Source organism: Corynebacterium sp. HMSC072G08 (assembly GCF_001809185.1).
Classification (GTDB): domain Bacteria; phylum Actinomycetota; class Actinomycetes; order Mycobacteriales; family Mycobacteriaceae; genus Corynebacterium; species Corynebacterium phoceense.
In genome coordinates this window covers 70,112-89,496 of record NZ_KV796404.1, presented here as the reverse complement: position 1 = coordinate 89,496, position 19,385 = coordinate 70,112, and the positions used below count along the sequence as shown (strand labels likewise).

Annotated in this window: 12 protein-coding genes; 6 read left to right on the top strand and 6 right to left on the bottom strand. The window is 60.2% G+C overall.

All coding sequences use genetic code 11. The features are described 5' to 3' along the window. Window positions 1–512 precede the first annotated feature (512 nt). Window positions 513–1,109, top strand: a complete 597-nt coding sequence (locus HMPREF2559_RS03680; protein ID WP_070539562.1) for a GNAT family N-acetyltransferase — start codon at window positions 513–515, stop codon at window positions 1,107–1,109. On the opposite strand, the gene HMPREF2559_RS03675 is transcribed toward HMPREF2559_RS03680, so the two are convergent. The 4 genes from HMPREF2559_RS03675 to HMPREF2559_RS03660 form a co-directional block, all read right to left on the bottom strand. Continuing rightward, on the bottom strand, window positions 1,106–3,235 hold the full coding sequence (locus tag HMPREF2559_RS03675) for a YhgE/Pip domain-containing protein (protein ID WP_066484686.1): 2,130 nt from the start codon (window positions 3,233–3,235) through the stop codon (window positions 1,106–1,108). The genes HMPREF2559_RS03680 and HMPREF2559_RS03675 overlap by 4 nt on opposite strands. Continuing rightward, entirely contained in the window at window positions 3,228–5,711 is a 2,484-nt protein-coding gene (locus HMPREF2559_RS03670) for a YhgE/Pip domain-containing protein (RefSeq protein WP_246818451.1), read from the bottom strand. The genes HMPREF2559_RS03675 and HMPREF2559_RS03670 overlap by 8 nt, the downstream gene beginning before the upstream one ends. 247 nt (window positions 5,712–5,958) lie before the next feature. Continuing rightward, on the bottom strand, window positions 5,959–9,252 hold the full coding sequence (locus HMPREF2559_RS03665; protein WP_066484680.1) for a UvrD-helicase domain-containing protein: 3,294 nt from the start codon (window positions 9,250–9,252) through the stop codon (window positions 5,959–5,961). Then, window positions 9,253–11,760, bottom strand: a complete 2,508-nt coding sequence (locus HMPREF2559_RS03660; protein ID WP_070539559.1) for a PD-(D/E)XK nuclease family protein — start codon at window positions 11,758–11,760, stop codon at window positions 9,253–9,255. Window positions 11,761–11,860: 100 nt separating this feature from the next. On the opposite strand from HMPREF2559_RS03660, the gene HMPREF2559_RS12695 reads away from it, so the two are divergent. After that, entirely contained in the window at window positions 11,861–14,164 is a 2,304-nt protein-coding gene (locus HMPREF2559_RS12695; protein WP_141759146.1) for a hypothetical protein, read from the top strand. A 56-nt stretch (window positions 14,165–14,220) separates the two neighbouring features. Here HMPREF2559_RS12695 and HMPREF2559_RS03645 read toward each other — a convergent pair whose 3' ends face one another. Continuing rightward, complete coding sequence (locus HMPREF2559_RS03645) at window positions 14,221–14,514, bottom strand: hypothetical protein (RefSeq protein ID WP_068801730.1); 294 nt, start codon at window positions 14,512–14,514, stop codon at window positions 14,221–14,223. Between the two features lie 208 nt (window positions 14,515–14,722). On the opposite strand from HMPREF2559_RS03645, the gene HMPREF2559_RS03640 reads away from it, so the two are divergent. Further along, window positions 14,723–15,547 (top strand): chymotrypsin family serine protease, encoded by an 825-nt coding sequence (locus HMPREF2559_RS03640; RefSeq protein ID WP_066484654.1) that lies wholly within the window; start codon window positions 14,723–14,725, stop codon window positions 15,545–15,547. Window positions 15,548–15,557: 10 nt separating this feature from the next. After that, a complete protein-coding gene (locus HMPREF2559_RS03635) occupies window positions 15,558–16,130 on the top strand; it encodes an HD domain-containing protein (protein ID WP_066484651.1) in 573 nt (190 codons plus the stop codon). Between the two features lie 6 nt (window positions 16,131–16,136). Here the strand turns inward: HMPREF2559_RS03635 and HMPREF2559_RS03630 are convergent, their stop codons facing one another. Then, on the bottom strand, window positions 16,137–16,820 hold the full coding sequence (locus HMPREF2559_RS03630; RefSeq protein WP_066484643.1) for an IclR family transcriptional regulator: 684 nt from the start codon (window positions 16,818–16,820) through the stop codon (window positions 16,137–16,139). Window positions 16,821–16,870: 50 nt separating this feature from the next. Between HMPREF2559_RS03630 and leuC the strand changes: the two genes are divergently transcribed. After that, complete coding sequence (leuC, locus tag HMPREF2559_RS03625) at window positions 16,871–18,301, top strand: 3-isopropylmalate dehydratase large subunit (RefSeq protein WP_070539557.1); 1,431 nt, start codon at window positions 16,871–16,873, stop codon at window positions 18,299–18,301. 14 nt (window positions 18,302–18,315) lie between these two features. After that, window positions 18,316–18,900 carry a 3-isopropylmalate dehydratase small subunit gene (gene leuD / locus HMPREF2559_RS03620; RefSeq protein WP_070539555.1) on the top strand — a complete coding sequence of 195 codons (585 nt, stop codon included), beginning with the start codon at window positions 18,316–18,318 and terminating at the stop codon, window positions 18,898–18,900. Window positions 18,901–19,385 lie beyond the last annotated feature (485 nt).

Below are 19,385 nucleotides of genomic sequence, written 5' to 3'. Positions count from 1 at the left end.
AGGGCGGGTGAACCTCGACAAGTTAGCGGGATATCGCCAGCGGCCGGGACATGTTGCAACCCCAGCTGTGGAGTTTATGAAAGATGGCCGCGCAGGCGAGGACTATCTCAAGCTCATGCTCGTGAAGAAACGACTCGTGAGGAAGAATATTGAGCCCTCAACCCAGGTCGTGCTGCGGACGTCGGAGTGCGTTGAGGTGTGCAACCGGGCGGTGCGGCGCGTGGATGTTTTCGCTGACGGAATTGCCCACGAATCGAAAGTGGGGCCGGTGGTGCTCACGGAGTCTATTAGAAGGCAAGTCGAATCTGATGCTTACCTCATAGAAACCGGACAGATCAAAGGAGCAACGTGGCACTTTTCCCCAGCGCCGTATCAAATCAATTGGGTCCGAGCGAGCCCCTTCTCGAATTGCTCGAGAGCAAAGGGATTAAGTACAGCATCGCCTTGCCTCGCTAAACCGGCCCGCTGCTGTCCGCTGCACACGGGGGCGCTCTTCGCTATTGTCGAGACGTATGAACATTCGTGCTGTGACAGAATCCGATATTCCAGGTGCGGCTGCCGTGTTGGCGGCGGCCTTTGCGAACGACCCGTCTTTCGCGCGGGTGGTCGGAAAGCTCGAGGACCCAGAGGAAGCGCTCGACGCGTTGTTTCGGGCGCAGCTGCGCACGCAGTATATTCCGCGCGGCGTGGCGGATATCTGTGAAGACGAGGACGGGGAGGTGCTCGGGGTAGCGCTCTGGGAGCGCCCGGGCACGACGTTTGGGGCGGGGTCGTATTTGCGGCTGGCGAGCGAATTGGCGCGCGTCTTTGGCACCGGATTGGTCAAGCTCGCGGTGAGCGAAGCACAAGCGGCGAAGTACCATCCAGAATTCCCGCACTGGTACCTCTATACGCTCGTGGTAGCGCCAGGAGCGCAAGGCCAAGGCATTGGTTCTCAGCTGCTGGAGCATGGATTGACGCGCGCAGGAGACGATGCGGTGTATCTGGAAGCCACGACGCAGGGGTCGGCGCGGCTGTATACGCGGTTGGGGTTTGTTCCGCTCGGGGAGATCCCCAGCAAGGACGCAGGCCCCAACGAGCTGGCCATGTGGAAGCCGCCGGTGGTCTAGCTCGCCATGACCTTGGTGCTCGCAATCGCCGCACTGAGACGCTCGTGATAGCCGTCCATGAGGCGACGCAGCCAGAGCCCCAGGATGAGCGCGGGGATGGTGAAGAGGACCAGCAGACCGAGTTCCCGCCACAAGTCGCCCTCATAGGAACCGGAGATGGCCGCGCGCAGCGCGCTGATGGCATGCGTCGCAGGCAGCCAGGGGCTAGCTTTCTGGAAGAACTCGGGCAGCAGCGGCAGGGGGTAGGAACCGCCGGCGCCAGAGACTTGGATGACGAGGAGGACGACGGCGATGGCCTTGCCCGCGTTGTCGAAAGTGACGACGAGGGCGTAGACAAGCATCATAAACACGAGTGCGATCACCCAGCCCACGACGATGAGTTGTATGGGGTGCTGTGGGGCGATCTCGACGAAGAAGATAAGGCCCGTCGTCACGAGCGTGGACTGGATAAGTGCGATAAGCGCCAAGGTGAGAAAGCGGCCGAGGAAGATGGCGTTGCGGCTCATCGCGGTCTCGCCGCGGCGGTAGGTGCGCTCCGCGTTGGCATAGATGAACACACATGCAATGAGCGCGCCCACCCACAAAGCGAGCGTGGTGTAGAACGGCGTCATCGCCGCGCCAAAGGACTTGACAGCGAAGACAGCTTCGCGGTCCAGCCCCAGGGGCGAGGCCAAGCGGGAGGCGGTGAGCCCCGGATCGTCGCCGACGACGCGCGCGAGCTTATCCAAGTCGCCCGTCTGGCGGGCGTCATCGAGCGCGGAATTGATGCGCTCGAACTCGGCCGACTGTGCGGCGAGTTTGTCCGCGAGCGCGCCTACTTCGTCACGCGAGGATTCCAGGCGAGAGGCCAGTGAGTCTGCACCCGCGGCATTCGCGCGGGCGGCATCGAGATCGGAACGCACCGTGGCGACGTCGTCGGCGACCGCCTTGATGGACTGTGACAGCTCAGCGACCTGTGGCTTGAGATCCGTGGTGTAACTCGTGCGGGCGTCTTCGACAGCGCGCGAGGCGCGATCCACGGCGTCGCGGGCGCGTTGCGCTGCGGCCGAGGTGTCCTGTGCACCGGTCTCGAGGGCGGTGGCGGTCGTGTCCAAAGAGTCGGCCATTGCGCGAGCCTGGGCGGCGGCGGTATCGAACTGCGTGGTGGGCAGGGCCAGGCCGGCAAGCGCGCCGCGCGCGGTGTCGAGACCTTCCGCCTGGGAACGGACTTGCTTGGCAAGGTCGTGTAGCTCATTCGGATTGAGCGCGTTGGTGCCCGTCGCGTCGTCGAGGCGGGCGCTTACCGTGCCGAGGCTGGAGGAAGCAGCGGTGAGTGCGGAAGAGAGGGCATCGGCAGACTCGCGCAGCGTCGCGTCGAGATTGACGGGAGAGGATGACTGCGTGGCGGGTGCGGTGGAATCACTCGTATTGGCGCGCGCGAGCAGCGAGTCCGCGCTCGTAGCCAGGGGAATCGCGCCATCGATGAGCCCGGTGAGCGAGCGGACGGTGGCGGACGCCGAGTTGAGGCGTCCGCTGGTGGCCTGCATGCGGGTTTGGATGGTGCTCAGGGCGGACTGCGTGTTGTCCTCGTTGAGGTAGTCATCGAGCGAGGAGAGCAGGCCCAGCCCGACGTCGGACAGGACCTCGGCGAAGCTTTCGTCAATATTATTCGTCACGCCGGTGGCGACCTTGGACGTAATGGATGAGCTTAGCGCGTTCTTCTTCTGGTTTGTATAGAGGTCGAGGCGGGTGGGCTCGGCGCCGTCGAGGTAGAAGGTGAGCATGTCGTCGCTGAAGGACTCGGGTAACACGATGGAGGCGTAATAGTCGCCGGACCTCGTGCCCTCCACGGCGTCGGCGCTGTCTGTGATGACCCAGTCCACGGAGTCGTTGCGCGCGAGCTGGGAAAGCACCTGGTCGCCCAGGTTGACGTTGAGCTTGCCCACATCGGTGACGTGGCCCTTGTCGTTACTGGCCACGGCGATACGGAGATTGCCCGTGTTGCCGAAGGGATCCCAGGAGGCCAAGACGTTGAACGTCGTAAAGATGAGCGGGATGATGAGCACGCCAAAGACGATGAGCGCCGTGATGGTGTTCGTGCGGATGGCGCGCAGGTCGTCGCGCAGGATGGTCAATGCGTTACGCATGGGTATCGCCCTCCGGTAGGGATTCGGCGCGCAGATGGCGGCGCAGTTCGTTCTCTGGCAGGCGCGCGAGGTCTTCGGCGCGGGCGAGGGATTGCTTGACGTATTTGAGCGTGAGGATGACGCCGAGGGCTACGAGAGTAACGAGGAGAGAAAGCCCGAAGTAGAGCGACTTGTTGCCAGCATCGAAGTGCGCGATGACGCCGAAGGCGACGATGAGAAGGAACCCCGTCGCGATGGTGATAGTGACGACCTGCGCGTAGTGCCCGCGCACGCCGCGCCAGCGCCCGCCCAAGCCCTCGGTAAACGCCGTGCGGTCCTGGAGAACCACGAGGAGGTCTGCCAGCTTGTAGCGCGAGCCTTGCGCGTGGATTTCCTCGTTCGTGATGAGGCCGCCCGCGGCGAGTTCCTCGTTCACCATCGTGTTGACGTGTGCAAGGCGGCGACGCAGGATGACGCCCGCGATAAAGGCGAGAAGCGCCATGCCGGCGAGCGCTGCGAGGTCGCGCCAATAATGCAGGCTGTAAAAGCCGCCCACGGTCTCGCGCATCATGGAAATGCCGTAGCTAACCGGCAACCACGGGTAGAGCTCGCGGAAGAAGCTGGGCGTCATCTCGATGGGATAGAGCCCGGACGCGCCGGGGATCTGGATGAAAGCGAGCACGACGGCGATGACGCGCCCGATGTGCCCGAACGTCGAGACGAGGAAGAAAATAATGGACAGATACGCCAGCGCGATGAGCGCGGCGGTCGCCACGTAGGCGGCGGGGGAGACGGTCTCGACGCCGAAGGCGAGGTTGCCCACGGAGACGATGAGAGCCTGCGCCACGGCCATGATGCCGAGGAAGAGGTACCGCGCCGTATAGGCCTGTCGCACCGTACGCGCCCCGTCGACCTCCGAGCGGTAGATGATGAGCAGCATGAACGCGCCAATCCACAGCGCGAGGTTGGTAAACAGCGAGCTCATGCCCGAGCCATAGTGCTCGACGGGAAAGACCGAGTGGCTATCGACCTGCGCCGGCGCGGCCAGGAAGCTCGACACAGCGACGGTATCGAGACCGCGCACGGTGGTGAGCGTTTTATCGTTGTTCGCATCCTGCGTGAGCGCCAGGATATCCGTACGCGCTGTACGCAGGGTCGACTCGATGTCGCCCAGGTCCGCATCAAAGGAGGCGAGCACCTGGTCCGCGCCCTGCAGCTGCTTTCCGATGCCCCCAATCAGCTCGCCAGCCTGCCCCACCAGCTCCTCCTGTGCATCAAGCCGCGCGCTCAGGCGCGCGGTGGTGGACTCAACTCCGGCGAGCGCCGCGTCGATGCGCGCCGTGCCAACCAACCCGCCTTGGGCATCTTTCGCCTGCGCGACCGCGTCGTCGAGGGCGCTCGTCGCGGTGTCGAGCTCGTCAAGGCCGCGTTGTGCGTCGCCGCGCAGCCGGTCGATGCTGTCCACGGTCGCCGCCGCTTGGTCATGCGTCGCCCGCAGATCGCCAGCGAATTGTCCAGGCACGATTTTGAGCAGCGCGCCAGTCTGGTCGCGCAGCGTCGTGGCCGCGCGGCTTGCAGCATCAAGGCCGCCTAGCGCCCCGCGCAGTTCGCCCGTGAGCGTGCCCACCGTGGCATTCGCAGCGGCCGTGCCGTCCGCGAGCGCCTCCGTGCCTTCGGCTCGCGCGTCGGTGAGGCTGCGGCCGGTCTCGCCTGCGGTCTCCCGAATGCCTGCGGAAAGGGAGTTGACGCGGGCGAGGGAGGAACGGGCATCGGCAAGCGTGGCGTTGACATCGCGCAGGGTCTGCTGAGTTTGCGCGACCTTGGGCTGGGCCGCGGCCAGTTCGTCGCGCACGCCGGCGAGGATGCCATGCGCATTCTCCAGCGAGTCCGCAGTCTCGCCGAAGTTGCCCGCCGCGCTGTTTCCCGCATCCGTGAGCTTCGTGTTCAGCTCTCCGCCCTTGTCGCGCAGCTCCGAAGTGACGGCCTCGGCGACGGACTCCTTAAAGGTCTGGCCAATGGTCTCCTCAAGCGTCGAGGCGCCCGTGTCCGTGATTTTGGGGGCCACCGCATTGAGCTTTTCGTTAACCTCGTAGTGCAGCGTGGGCTGGTGATACTCACCCTCGAAAAGGCTCACGAAGTCTTGGCTGAACTCGGCCGGGACCGTGACGGATGCGAAGACGTCGCCGCGACGCACGGCCTCGGCCGCCTGGTCCGCGTCCATGAATTGCCAGCCCAGTTTGTGGTTGTCGTGCAGCTTGTCCACGAGCTGTCCACCCACGTTGAGGTGGCCCGTAAGCTCCGAGTCCGCGCCGCGGTCCTCGTTGACCACGGCGACCTGGAGGTGTTCCGTATTTTTATAGGGATCCCAGAACGCGCGCACGTTGAACCACGAGTAGAGCGCCGGCGTGACAAGGACGCCGATGGCGATGATCCATACCGCAGGCGTGCGCCACACACGCGCGAGATCTCTGTGGACGATTGACCAGATTGTTGACACGGCGTAAACGATAGCACTTCCTCCGCTTAAGGCCTGTCTAGGATATGGGCAATGACGATGACGTTGCAGATCGCCGTAAAGTCCTAGGCAGTCTCATGTTTGCACAGATCTTAGGCGGTATCTGGCAGGGCGTGGATCGAAATCGGCCTCCTCATCGCGGTGGGTATGATGTTTGCGGTCGTGCGGCGACGCTAAAACGACAACGCCCGCCTTCGCCGTGGGGACGAAGGCGGGGCCGTGGGCGCCGCTAAGCGCTCGGCTCGTCGCGGAAGGCGACCTCCACGATGGCGCCAGCGAGCGGCAGGTGAATGAGGATGCGGTCGCAGCGCTTTCCCGCTGCCTCGAGAGCGGCGCGATACGTCGCCATCTGGCCCAGGTAGTGCTTCTTCACGAACTCCGCCGGTTTCTGGTTGCCCGGGTTGGACTTGTGGTCGATGAGCACGACCGTGTCGTCTCCGGTGTCGAGGAGCATATCGATCCAGCCCTCGGCGACCTGGCCGTCCGCGAGGTAGCGCATGGGTACCTCGGTGAGCCGCGGCGCATCCGGGTAGTTTTCCGTGAGCCACGCATCCCAGCGCCGACCGGCCTCGACCAAGTCTTTGGCCTCAATGGCGCTCACCCCCCAGCGGCCCAAGATGGCCTCAGCGTGCGCGAGCTGCGCCGCCTCGTCGAGCGCGGTGTAACTCGTGCCGAGGTAGGTGTGGATGGCGTCGCCGACCTTGTTCCAGTCCATCTCGCCGTGCTCGACCAGACGTGCACCCAGCGTTGCGACCACCGCGGTATCCGCTCGGTCCTCCCAGCCCGCCGAGGTCACCAGCGATGCCGCGAAGCGGGCCGCCTTGCGCTCGGCCGTGCGCGTGGACTCGCCGCGCCACTCGGGGAGCAAGCGCTGCTGCTCATTGCTTACCGGTGCGCCGGACTCGTCGTCTTCGCTATAGGTGCGGAAATCCGCGGGTAGGGTGACCGGCTCGGTCGTCGCCGAAGAAATGGCGATGGTGCCCTCTGCATCGTTAGTCGACAGCACAACATTGTTCTTATCGAGAGGATCATGGCTATCCAGCCGTTTCTCAGTGGCTACGAAAACGGTGTGTTCTTTGGAACGAGTGAGGGCAACGTAGGCGAGTCGTTTGTTTTCCTCTGCGGTGCGCTCCTCCCTTTTCTTCATCAGTGGTGTCTTGAGGAAGTGCTCCTTCGACGCCTTCTGAGCAGTGAGGGTGTAGGGCCAGAACATAACGTGACGGCCCTCCAAGGGCGCCTCCAGCGTAAAGGCGCCGCTGTCGGTAGGTTCCGTCCACACATCGGGAGGAAGCTTGTCATTGCTCTTCTTCAATCCCAAGATAACGGTGTGCCAGCCCAATCCCTTGGCGCCGTGCATCGTAGTGACAAAGACGCTTCCGGCTTCTTGGCTGGAACGTGCGACAACGCCCTTGCCGTTGGTTAGACGCTGCTCCGCGTCAAAGTTGCGTAAGAAGTCGGATACTGTGGCTGCCTTGCCAATTCCCTCGCGGTCTGATTCATATATTGTTGCTTGCTCAAGGAACCCCAGTAGCGTGTCGTAGCGGCCAGCTGGAGATGGCGAGCTGGCGATTCGCGCACGCAGATCCAGCGCGTCGATGAGCTCCGTAATCGCGCGCGACGGCGTGAGCTGCCCGATGTGCCGTGCAATCTCATTGACTGCGGCGAGCGAAGGATCGTCCGCCCAGGAGTTCTTCAGCTCCGTACGAGTCTTCCTGTCTGGAGCGGAGGCGAGTTCTTTAAACCACGTTGCGTGCGCAGCATGCTCTGGCATGAGTGTGATGAGCTCAAAGAGCGAAGCTCTGTCCGACCCATCGGAGCAGTAGCGCAGACCAGCAACGAGCAGCATCGCTTCGACTTCCTCGTCGACCGACACGTCTTTGCCAGTTGCAGGAATACCTGCCTGGCGGAGTTCGGCGAGGACTTTCTCGGCGTCTGCGTTGCTACGCACCAGGACAGCAATAGACTGCTTGGGATTTTCAGCGTGCAGCTCCTGAATGCCTTTGACGATGGGTACAGTGAGTTGGAGACCGACCTTGGCTTCCGCATTTGCGTTTCTCCACACGGAGATACGGCCTTCGTGGTCGATATTGCGGCGCCGCTCGCGACGGGCCTCATTGATCTTGAGCGTTACATTCGTTTGATCAGCAAAGGCACGTGAGAAATATTCGTTGGAGAGCTTAAGTGGAATACCGGAACTGCGCCATGACATTGAAAGAGAGTCTTGTTGTCCACCGCCTTCTTCAATGGCGTGTGCGGCAGTCTGCATGAGAATTGGATCGGCGCCGCGGAACCCGTAGATGGACTGTTTCGGGTCACCAACCCAACGCACGTCACCAACGAGTGCGCCAATCTTAAGGAAGATTGCTAACTGGAGCGGGCTCGTGTCCTGGAACTCGTCTACGACCATGACATCGAAGGACTCGCGAATCCATTCGCTCGCTTCGCCATGGGGATCTTGAAGTAGCTTAAGTGCGCGTGCTTCCTGGTCCGTAAAGTCAATGAGACCCGCCTCTCGCTTAGCCTCGGTATAGGCATTCACGCAGTCTCGTGCGGCTTCAAAGGCGATGCGGATGATATCGAAAGTGTCATCACGGAAGGTTTGGAGCTTCGTGATTTCTCCCATGCCGGTGGGAAATTCGTCTGCGAACGTGGTGGTAATCGGTCCAGTCACTTTAGGACCGCCGACTAGTTCACCAGCGGTGAGCTTGAGTGCTTCGCCCCAGCTGACGGCAGCGGGGTTGGCACTTAGCCGCTGGTAGATCTTTGTGCGTTTCGCATGATTCTTTTTGAGCGATGTGACGCTAGTTTTTCTTAGCTTTTCGTCACCTAGCCATTTTTCTTCGGTCGAATCGTCGTTGATGACCTCCATGAGGGAGTCATAAGCTTCCTTCGCACGGCCAACAATCTCCTCAATATCACCTGTCTCATTTCCTAAGTCGAAGTTATCGGCGAAGGCCTGTTGGGACTTGGATATGTGTTCCTCGAGGTCGTTTCGATCGTTGACATCGACGGCGTTAGCGCGTAGTGCTTGTGAGAGCTTCTTCACGGAGTCAGTCCACACACCTTGACCCTCAGTGAGGCCCCCATGAACAGTGCGGCGTCCCGCATAACCTACACGCTTGATCAGGTCACGATGGGCTTCCCAGTATGCTGCGAGTACTTCGTCGCATGCAGTGTCAAATGCTAGTTTTTCGGCATTCTCACTTAGCACAGCAAGCTCCGGCGAGATTTCATTGTGCAGTGCGAACCGACGCACGAGAGCATCAGTGATCGAGTTGACAGTGCCGACGAGAGCCGAGTCGATTTCTTGCGCAGCGACCACTTTTCCCTTCTCGACGAGCTTGACGCTGATGCGGCCAGCCAATTCGGCGGCGGCGTCCTTCGTAAAGGTCGTCGCGATGATGCGTGATGGATCCTTGCCCTCGTCGATGGCCTGAGCCAGGTCCTCAGTGATGCGGAAAGTTTTTCCCGAACCAGCGCTCGCCTGGACGAGAGTGTAATGGGAGTAATTGCCCGTGCTCATTTAGTAGTTTCCCTTCAATCCAGTCAAAACGTCATAGTCGCGGTAGGTGACTTCATCAGGGAAGAAGAACTCTTCGCCTAGTTCAGCCCGTACTTCCGCGGTCAATTTATCGAGCTTGGTTTCGGGGTCCCTGAGTCTTTGATGTGCCTCATCAACCACGGACCCCGCAGCGATGTCGGTGAGTCGTTTAGACAAAAGAAGGAGCGCACGGTTATAGAGCGCCTCAGTGGTTTCCTTATCTTTGCCATCGATGACGATGTGTTTGCGGAATTCCCAATATCCAGTGAAGTCAACGTTGGCGAATCCCACTGACCATGCATAAATCGCAAGCTGCAATGCTTCGTTCTTCTTAACGACGTCTTCGAACTTATTCTTAGACGTCGTGTACTTTGCGTCGAGGACCGAGCGACGTCCCGTTTTCGAATCACTCACGTCGATGTCACGCGAACCATTGAAAGACTCGATAGTCCACTTTCCTCCCGGCACGCCTTCCACGGTGACGTCGAGCGGGATGGAGAACTTGGCTTCGGCCGCGTCGAACTTCCAGCCTTTCTCAACGAGCTTGTCGCGGAACGAGAGGATCGAAAGCACACCGAGGGCGTGGAGTTCTTGTCGACGGGAAGCTTGGCCGGGTGCGTTGAGTTCCACAGCGACTTCACCAATCGCGCGTTCAAGAGCCGCAGAAACTGAATCCTCGGTCCACGTATTGTGGTCTATGGTTTGAAGCAGCTCCAAGGCCCTGTGGAACATGGTGCCGACCATGGCATTGCCTGTTGATGGCCCGCGACGACGGCCCTCGGAAATTCCGAGAGGCTTCGCCAAGATCCACTCCAACGGGCGTGCCAGCAACGTCGCCAATTGCGAGTAGGACATGTGAGTAGGAAGTAGCTGAGTCCCGGGGACAAAGTTCACCTGGGTGAGATCTGGCTGTGAGGGCCAGAGCTGCTTCTCAACAGGGGCGAGTGCGCCCTCAAGGAGGGGCGAAGCGCTTTTAAAGCGTTCGTCAAAGCTCTTGCCTGCCGCGACCTCTTTGGCGACGAGCTGCGCTAGGAGCTGATGTGGGCGAGTGCCTTTTTCTCCGACTACTTGCTTTTGAACGACAGCCACGAGTGAGCGCGCACTGCGCAGCGCCTTTAACTGCCCGCTGGTTCGAAGTCGAGTGATGTCTTTTAGCGACAGCACTCGGCCGTCGAATCCTTCATGCTCTTTCTGAGACCAGGTGTCAATTCCAGAGGCATTATCCGCGAGCGCTCCCCACCACAAAACGGTCGCGCCGGAACGAATATGCGCGGGATCGCCAATGACCTCGAAGTCGTGACTTGCGGCTGGTCGAATGCTCCAGGAGCCTACTCGCCGAGAGACCGCGTCGACGAGATGCTCGAGTTCCCGCTTCGAAATGGCGGAGTAATGAGACAGCATTTTTTCCAGCTGTTTGGCTGCAGTACTGAGTGCTTCGCCATGAGCATTCTGCGCAAACCACATGAGGGCTTCGCGCAATGTATCGATATTGATTTCATCCACGGGTGCGCGAAGCGCAAGGTATCTGTCGATGCCTTTAGCTACTGCCCTTGCCTCGCCCTCGAGCTCGGCTAGGGCTTTGTCCCAATGGTCGACGCTATAGCCGTAGTCGCGGCCGAGCGCCTTTAGAAGCGCTTTACTTGCGTCGGCGTTAAATAGTGCATGCCCGTCGATACGCATGAGCAGTAGGTCGATGATCTCGGGGACCGCGCCAGCGGTCGTCGCTGCAGTTACGAACGCGGAAAGAGCTTGGGCACCACCTCGATTTGAGGACTTGCCTACTGGTGCGAAGCCAGCACGCAGCAGTTCAGCATCAAGGAAGGGCGTGTCTGCAGTGACTAGTAGCTGCGGCACCACGCCAGCAGCACGTTCCTTGCGCAGTTCGCTCACGATGACGTCCGCAGCTTCGAAGTCGTTTTGTGCGGTAACGAAAACCTTCGAGGCGAGTGTTTCGCTTTGCTCTGGTTCCTCAACAACGATGTCGCCAAGTGATCTCAGAATGGATTTCCACACTGGGGGCAAAGCGTCGAGCTTGTCGCGCAGCACGATGCGTTCAATGCCGAGTTTAAGCCCCGGATTCTTGCCCAAAGCACGCGCGACGGCAGGAATGAGATCAGCTTCGCCGGCGATGGGCATGGGACGTTCAGCGGCCTTGAGCGCATCGACTCGTTGTGAGATGCCATCGGCGAGATCACGCGGGTCAATACCTGCAGTGACGAGTTCGTCACGCCAGGTAAGCAGTTGGTTGGCCACTGCCCATGCATCAACTTCGAAGGACGGACGAAGCCACGCTTGATCGTGCTTGAGAAGCTCAGCTAAGCGGTCGCGATAGGCGATGATGCGTTCCGGTTTGTCCAGAACCGGTATCGTCACGCCTAAGCGCGTGGCTAACACGCGGGCTAATCCCGCGGGCCCTACGGTCAATTCCCCGAGGCCTGAGGAGGGTGTCCAGGCCGCCCCGTCCAAGCCGAATCCGAATGTGATCTTCATAATGGCATGGTAAGTGCGTTCTGAGTTTTGTGCAGTTTAAATTGCAAGAATTTTCTTTCTAACCCAGCAAGGATAAGGCGTTGGCGATAGGCTAACGAACATGACTACAAGCTTGCGCGCCGGAACCAACTCGAGACTGCATTTTGGACTCTTTGGTGCTTCATTGAATTTGCCTGATTGCTATTCAGCTACCCAAGCTCCAGATTGGCGTGCGGTTCATTTCTCGGTGGCGCTGCCATTGCCCTATGTCGTTGACCAAGATCTTGGCGATGATTGGTTTCAGGGAAGATTCAACGGAATCAAGCGAATTGAAATTGGCCGAGAGTCCCAGCATGGTGCGCACCTTGAGCGCCCAAAGCTTCGCGACAACGAGGTATTTCGTTCAGAAACATATTACAAATACGCGCCGCACTCATTCCATAAGCAAGCAGGACATCAATTTCAGGCGCCGTTCCGTGACTCGGTGGGAGCGAATGTCGTTGATGGCCCGGCGGCAGGCCACCGGATCGACGATGAAAATACGAGGGCTCTGCGTGTTGATGCCTATAAGTACAAGTTTGCTCCGGATATTACGCGACTAGACGAAGAAGGTTGGATCCCGGATTTTGCGCCGCAGGCTCGTATTGAGCATCCTTCCTCAGAACCGGAAGACTCATTGGAATCCGTCTGGGGAAGTGAGCCAGCGCAGGGGGAGGGGCTGGATATTATCCGGCTTGATGATGACGAAGCGCACCCTTACAGCCAAGCACGTCTCTTGTGCTCCGAGCTCGTTACTTTTCAAGATCCTGAACATCATGTCTCGCATGACTCAAGCTCTGAGAATACCGCCACGACCTTCCTAATTCTGCACTTGGTGGTCGAGAATTGCTCGGCCGCAATGCTCGAAAAGGCCTCACAGTCGATCGCAAAGGTACGAAACCGCGTCAATATTGTGAAATCAGACGCCAAACGGTTAGTCATTCCTGAGAATAAGAAGATGCATGTTGTGCGCGGGACTCATGATAATGATTCGGAGCAGACTTATTCGATCAATCTGTTGAATTACTTTTTTGATCTTACGTTGTCAGTTTTGCCTGCCGCAGAGCGCGGACTGAAGATGGAAAAAGGAGGATACCTTCGCAGGGATAAGTGGCGGTTCAAGGAAGTAACGGACGCGAAGGATAAGGAATTAGAGTTATTACAAGAAGAGTCTGATAGGCGACAGCGTAGCGGCGATAAAGTTGCTCGATTTACGACCGTATGCGCCATTCCTGGTCGCGATATTGCGGAAGTTCCGATGTTGCTAGGAGGGGCTCCGGAAACTGATGAAGATTTGCCGGCGCATCAACGCGAAGATATTCGGCGAGAAATGTGCGAACGTGATGCGTTAGAAAACGGACATCGTTGGCTGCCATCCGATTTGTGGGGTTGGCAGTTGGCGCGTGGTGCCGACAGCTACCATATCGGACTTCCCGCACTCGAGGTTGCGCCGGAAAAGCTCGGCAGGATTGGACTCTATAAGAACTGGAATATTCATTCCTCTCCTGAAGGAATTGCAGTTGTGCGTCGCAGTGCAATTTCCAGAGAGGACCCGGCATTGTGGATGATTACGGGAACTCGTTTTATGGATCTGGCGCTTTTAGTGGCGAGAGCTGCAAAGTATCTTTCGTCCATCAGTAACCGACTTCGTGAGATGAAGTTCGAGGGACTCGATGGCGTGCATACAGAAACAATGAATCTGCAACAACTACGCGGCGCGAGTGACAAATTGCAGCGGCAATTGGACCGATTCCAAGACATCCAACGCGATTTTGTTGTCTTCCGTGATCAGCTGTGGTTTGAAACAGTCCCAGGACGTGAATTGTACACACGGGTGCTCAACGCAATTCAGGATTCAACGGGAGCGCGTCATCTGTATGACGATATCGCCGGTGAGCTTGATATTCGCAAAGAGGTGTACACGACCCGTTTCCAAACCCTGCGTCTGCAAATTGAAGGTGAGATGGGACGTCTGCAGGCTGACCGAGATGAGGAAGCCAAGCAACGCGATGCAGCTGCGAAGCAAAGAGAAATCGAAGACGATAAGCGACGAGAGGATGAACGCGAAGCTCGGGAACAAGAACGTGAGGCTGAACGTTTAGCCCGTGAAGAGGCGAAAGAAGAAGAGGAGAAGAAATATCGACGTGAATCCGAGGAGCGAAGTAAGGCTAACGAGACCTTGAACCAATCGTTGGCATTTGTCGCGGCGATTCTGGCCTTTCCTGCGCTGTTCGACATGATTCCTGGCTGGTCTGATGGAGGCAAGTTCGTGTTGACAGTAGTCGTGGTTGTGGCACTGATCGCCTTTTGGGCAATCCGAACATGGATGAAGTCTCACGCCAAATCAGATCTGGCAGACTCGGAGCCTCTCGACAAGTCCAAGTAACGACAAAAAGGCCTTGTTCCACCTCATGGTGGGACAAGGCCGTGTTTGCTCGAGGATTAGTGCTCGTCGTAGTGGTCGCCGTGTGCGGCGTGGCGGTGGCCATCGTGGATGTAGTCGACGTGGTCGCCGTGGGGGATGGCGACGTGGCCGCAGCCCTCGCCGTGGACGTGGCCAGCGTGGTCCTCAGCGGCGACGTGCTCGGAGGTCTCGCACTCGTCCCAGTGACCCTCGTGCAGGCGGTGGATGTGGCCCTCGTGGGCGTAGTCGGTGTGGTCGCCGTGCTGGAAAGCAACGTGGCCGCAGCCAGCGCCGTGGGTGTGGGTGTGAGCTTCGTGAACTGCATGAGTCATGACGTGACTCCTTATCTTTGGTGCGCCGAAGCGGCGTTGGGGCAGGAAAGGTGGGCGCCCTGCCTGCGTGTTTTCATTACGCTTTCAGTAAACCCCATTTTCATTCCGTTTTCAATTGCGGGGGAGCGAGATTAAGTGTGGCGTTTGTCACAGTTCAGGTGGGGGTGACAGCGAGACCATGTGTAGGCCATGCACTAGGGTCACAGGGGTGAAGATTTCTCGTCGCCTCAAGACCCTGTCCGTCTCCGCTGCTGCTGTTCTCGTCGGCACGCTAGGGGTCGCGCCGCTCGCCAACGCTGCGGCGCCCGCTATTGCCACGCAGGGCCACATCGTTCAAACCTCCGAAGGCACGACGTGCACCATCGGCTACGTCGAAGGCAACCGTGCGTGGACGGCCGCCCACTGTGGTGTCAACGGCCAGGCTGTCTACAACGAGTATGGCTCGCACATCGGTACGCTGCGCTACTTCCGTGAGGAGGGTGCGACCGGCCAGGATATTGCCTATATACAGTTTGCGGCGGGCACGGTCTCTGGTGGCAACCCGGTCTCGGGTGACGGTATCGGATTCAAGCCAGCGGATGGCAACGGCATTTGCGTTACTGGTCGCAACTCGCCGGAGAACTGCGGCACGGTCGTGCGGCGCCCCATGCAGACGGCGGGAATTTACTCGTCGACGGAGCTCTTCAAACAGCATGGTGACTCTGGCGCGGGCGCGTACGTGAAGGGTCAGCCGGGTGTGGTGGGTATCTACTCGGGTACCGCGACGTTTATCCAGGGCGGCAAGCGTCGTGCGTACGAAGACATTGCGTACTTCCCGTCGCCGCAGGAGCGCGCCGGGCTGCCGCAGGGCTACGTGCCGCGCAAGCCTGACCTCGTGCGCCGGGCCAACACGATCCTCGACGTTCCGGCGCTCTACTTCCGCGCGTACCTCGAGCCGGCGGAGGCCATCCTCGCGCTCATCATGGGCGGTTTCAGCCCGGCGGACTTCCGTGGCCTCATGGCAACGCTCGGCATTACTGGCGTGACGATTTAGGGCGGGCTGCATGGAGGCGCTCACCCCGCGTCTTATGCAGGCGCTTAACGTTGCCACGCGTGCCCACGATGGGCACTACCGCAAGGCGACGGATATTCCGTACGCCTCGCATCTTTTTGGCGTCATGTACCTGGCGAGCAAACAGGGGCTTTCGGCAGACGTGGAGGAAGACGTGCTCATCGCATGTTTGCTGCACGACACGCTGGAGGATGTCCCGGAGAAATACACGGCCGAGCAGATGGAAGCCGATTTCGGCCCGCGGGTGCTCGACATTGTGCTGGGCGTGACGAAGGATGACACGCTGGGGGACTGGCAGGAGCGCTCGGATGCGTACCTTGCGCACTTGCGTGAGGCCTCGTATGAGTCGGTTGTCGTGTCGGCGTGCGACAAGCTGCATAACTTGAGCTCCATCCTTGCTGACCATGAGGTCCTTGGGGACGAGCTGTGGCCGCGCTTCAACTCGGGTAAGGAGCGCCAGCAGTGGTGGTACCGCGCGGTGCTCGAGGTTGTCGAGCAGCGCGCACCGGAGCTGCCCTTGCTCGTGGAGTATCGCGCGAAGGTGGCGCGGCTCGCCGCGCTCTAAACACCGTTAGAGCAGCGCGCCGAGCCGCTGGGCGGCATCGGAAAGCAAGGTGGCGTATTTATCCGCAGGGGAGGGGCGGAAGCGCTCGGCCGAGCCGGAGATGGAGAGCACGGCCATGAGCGTGCCCGCGGCGTTGAGGACGGGCGCGGAGATGGAGGCGAGGCCGGCCTCGCGTTCCTCGATGGACTCGGAGTAGCCAAGCTCGCGGGCCTTATCGACGTCGGCTTGGCTATAGAGGGCATCGGGAATCTCAATGTCCTCAAACGCCGCGATAATGCGCGCCGCGGAACCGGAGTTCAGTGGCAGCTGGCGGCCGACCGGCACGACGTTGTGGAGGCCGTGCGAGGGTTCCTTGGACGCAATGCACGTACGTGTATCGCCGGTGTGCTGATACAGCTGGATGGATTCACCGGTGGTTTCGAGCAGCTGCTCCATGATGGGGGTAGCTGCCTCGATGAGGTGGTCGCGGTTACCGGGCAGGGCGGGGCCGGCGGTCCAGTGCCCGTCTGCGGTGCGCGTCAAAATACGGTGCGCCTCCAGTGCGGTGGCCAAACGGTGTGCGGTGGCGCGGGGCAGGCCCGTCTCTTCACACAGGTCGCTGAGCGATGAGGGGCGATTGGTGGCGGCCATCATGATGGCCACTGCTCGATCCAATACCTTAATTCCAGAAACTGCGCTATACTCTCCCATATAGTGAAATTTACGTCCCAATTAATGAGATTTCAAGTGGAGTGATTGAAATGTCGGAAAAGCTGACGCTCGCAGAGAAGGTATGGCGCGATCATATCGTGACCAAGGGTGAGAACGGCGCACCGGATCTCATCTATATCGACTTCCAGCTCCTGCACGAGGTAACCAGCCCTCAGGCCTTCGACGGCCTGCGCATGGCCGGTCGAAAGATGCGCCACCCCGAGCTTCACCTGGCCACCGAGGACCACAACGTCCCGACCATTGGGATTAAGACGGGCAACGTGCTCGAAATCAAGGACGAGACCTCCCGTACGCAGGTCTCCACGCTGCGCAAGAACTGTGAAGAGTTCGGCGTGCGCCTCCACTCGATGGGCGACGAGCAGCAGGGAATTGTCCACACTGTGGGACCGCAGCTGGGCATCACCCAGCCGGGCATGACCATCGTGTGCGGCGACTCGCACACCTCGACGCACGGTGCCTTCGGTTCCATCGCCATGGGTATCGGCACCTCCGAGGTCGAGCACGTCATGGCCACGCAGACGCTGTCACTCAAGCCGTTTAAGACGATGGCCATCGAGGTTTCCGGCGAGTTGGCCGAGGGGGTTTCCGCCAAGGACCTCATCCTGGCGATCATCGCCAAGATCGGCACCGGCGGTGGCCAGGGGCACATCATCGAGTACCGCGGCGAGGCCATTCGCAAGCTGTCCATGGAAGCCCGCATGACCATCTGCAACATGTCGATCGAGGCTGGCGCCCGTGCCGGCATGGTCGCTCCAGACGAGACGACCTTCGATTATGTCAAGGGCCGCGAGTTCGCCCCGCAGGGCGCCGACTGGGACGCCGCCGTCGAGTACTGGAAAACCCTGCCCACGGACGAGGGCGCGGAGTTTGACACCGTCGTCCACATCGACGGTTCCTCTTTGACGCCGTTCGTCACCTGGGGCACGAACCCCGGCCAGGGTGCCCCGCTTGCCGATGCCGTCCCGGACCCGGCGTCCGCACCCGACGACAACGCCAAGGCCGCCCTCGAGAAGGCGCTCACGTACATGGATCTGGTGCCGGGTACGCCACTGCGTGACATCAAGATCGACACGGTCTTCCTGGGCTCCTGCACCAACGCCCGTATTGAGGACCTCCGCGCAGCCGCTGGCGTGCTCAAGGGCCGTCACATCGCTCCGAACACCCGCATGCTGGTCGTCCCGTCCTCCGCGCTTGTCATGAAGCAGGCGGAGGAGGAAGGTCTCGATCGGATCTTCCGCGACTTCGGCGCCGAGTGGCGCACCGCCGGCTGTTCGATGTGCCTGGGTATGAACCCGGACCAGCTCAAGCCAGGCGAGCGCTCCGCGTCCACGTCGAACCGTAACTTCGAAGGCCGCCAGGGCCCGGGCGGCCGCACGCACCTCGTTTCGCCGCTCGTTGCGGCCGCGACCGCCGTGACTGGCCACCTGTCCTCGCCCGCTGATTTGCCCGCCGCCAACTAAAAGGAGAAAGCATCATGGAAAAGTTCGTTACCCACACCGGCACCGGCGTCCCGCTGCGCTACTCCGACGTCGACACGGACCAGATCATCCCGGCTGTCTACCTCAAGCGCGTCACGCGCAGCGGCTTCGACGATGGCCTCTTCGCGAACTGGCGAAAGGACGAGAACTTCATCCTCAACCAGGAACCCTTCAAGCACGGCTCCGTGCTCTTCGCTGGCCCGGACTTTGGTACCGGGTCCTCGCGTGAGCACGCCGTCTGGGCACTCAACGACTACGGCTTCAAGGCCGTGTTCTCGCCGCGCTTCGCGGACATCTTCCGCGGCAACTCCGGCAAGGCCGGCCTGCTCACCGGTATCATGAGCCAGGAAGACATCGAGCTTATCTGGAAGCAGCTGGAGGCCGGCGACACCGAGGTCACCGTCGACCTCGAGACCCGCACCGTCACCGTGGGCGGCAACGTCTACACCTTCGAAGTGGATGATTACGTCCGCTGGCGTCTCATGGAGGGCCTCGACGACATCGGATTGACCTTGCGCGACGAGCAGGCGATCACTGACTACGAGGCCACGCGCCCGGCGTTCAAGCCGGCGGTGCACTAGACACCGCCCGCCGTCGCGTAATATAGAGGACGGTCATGAACTGCGCCCCGTTTTCCTGACTGGGTTAATTCTAAATGGTTTGGGTCTTTGCAAGGGACTGGTTCCGATATTGCATCGGGGCCAGGTCCTTGAATTGTTCCTGCTGGCTGGTCGCGTTGTATTACGCTCAACATCGGGTCCCGCCGGCATAGGAAACATCCTTCCGTTACTTCGTGCCCTCCATCAAACCCGGGCTAGCTCAGCATACAGTGTGCGTGCCATGTAGACGCAAAAACTCTGTGTGAACAGTCTTTGCAGGTAGTCCATGAGAATCCTGTCGCGTATCTCCATTCAGCCCTGGCTGGTGCGAAGATAGGTAATATCCCCGCATAGCCCAGTGGTGCTGAGCGTGGCTTGTTGGTAGGGGTGTTGTGGAACGGTGGTAGGGCTGGATTCCGACTAGGCGGTAGGGCCGGGCAGCTGGCCTCGTCGGGGCCAGCTGCCGG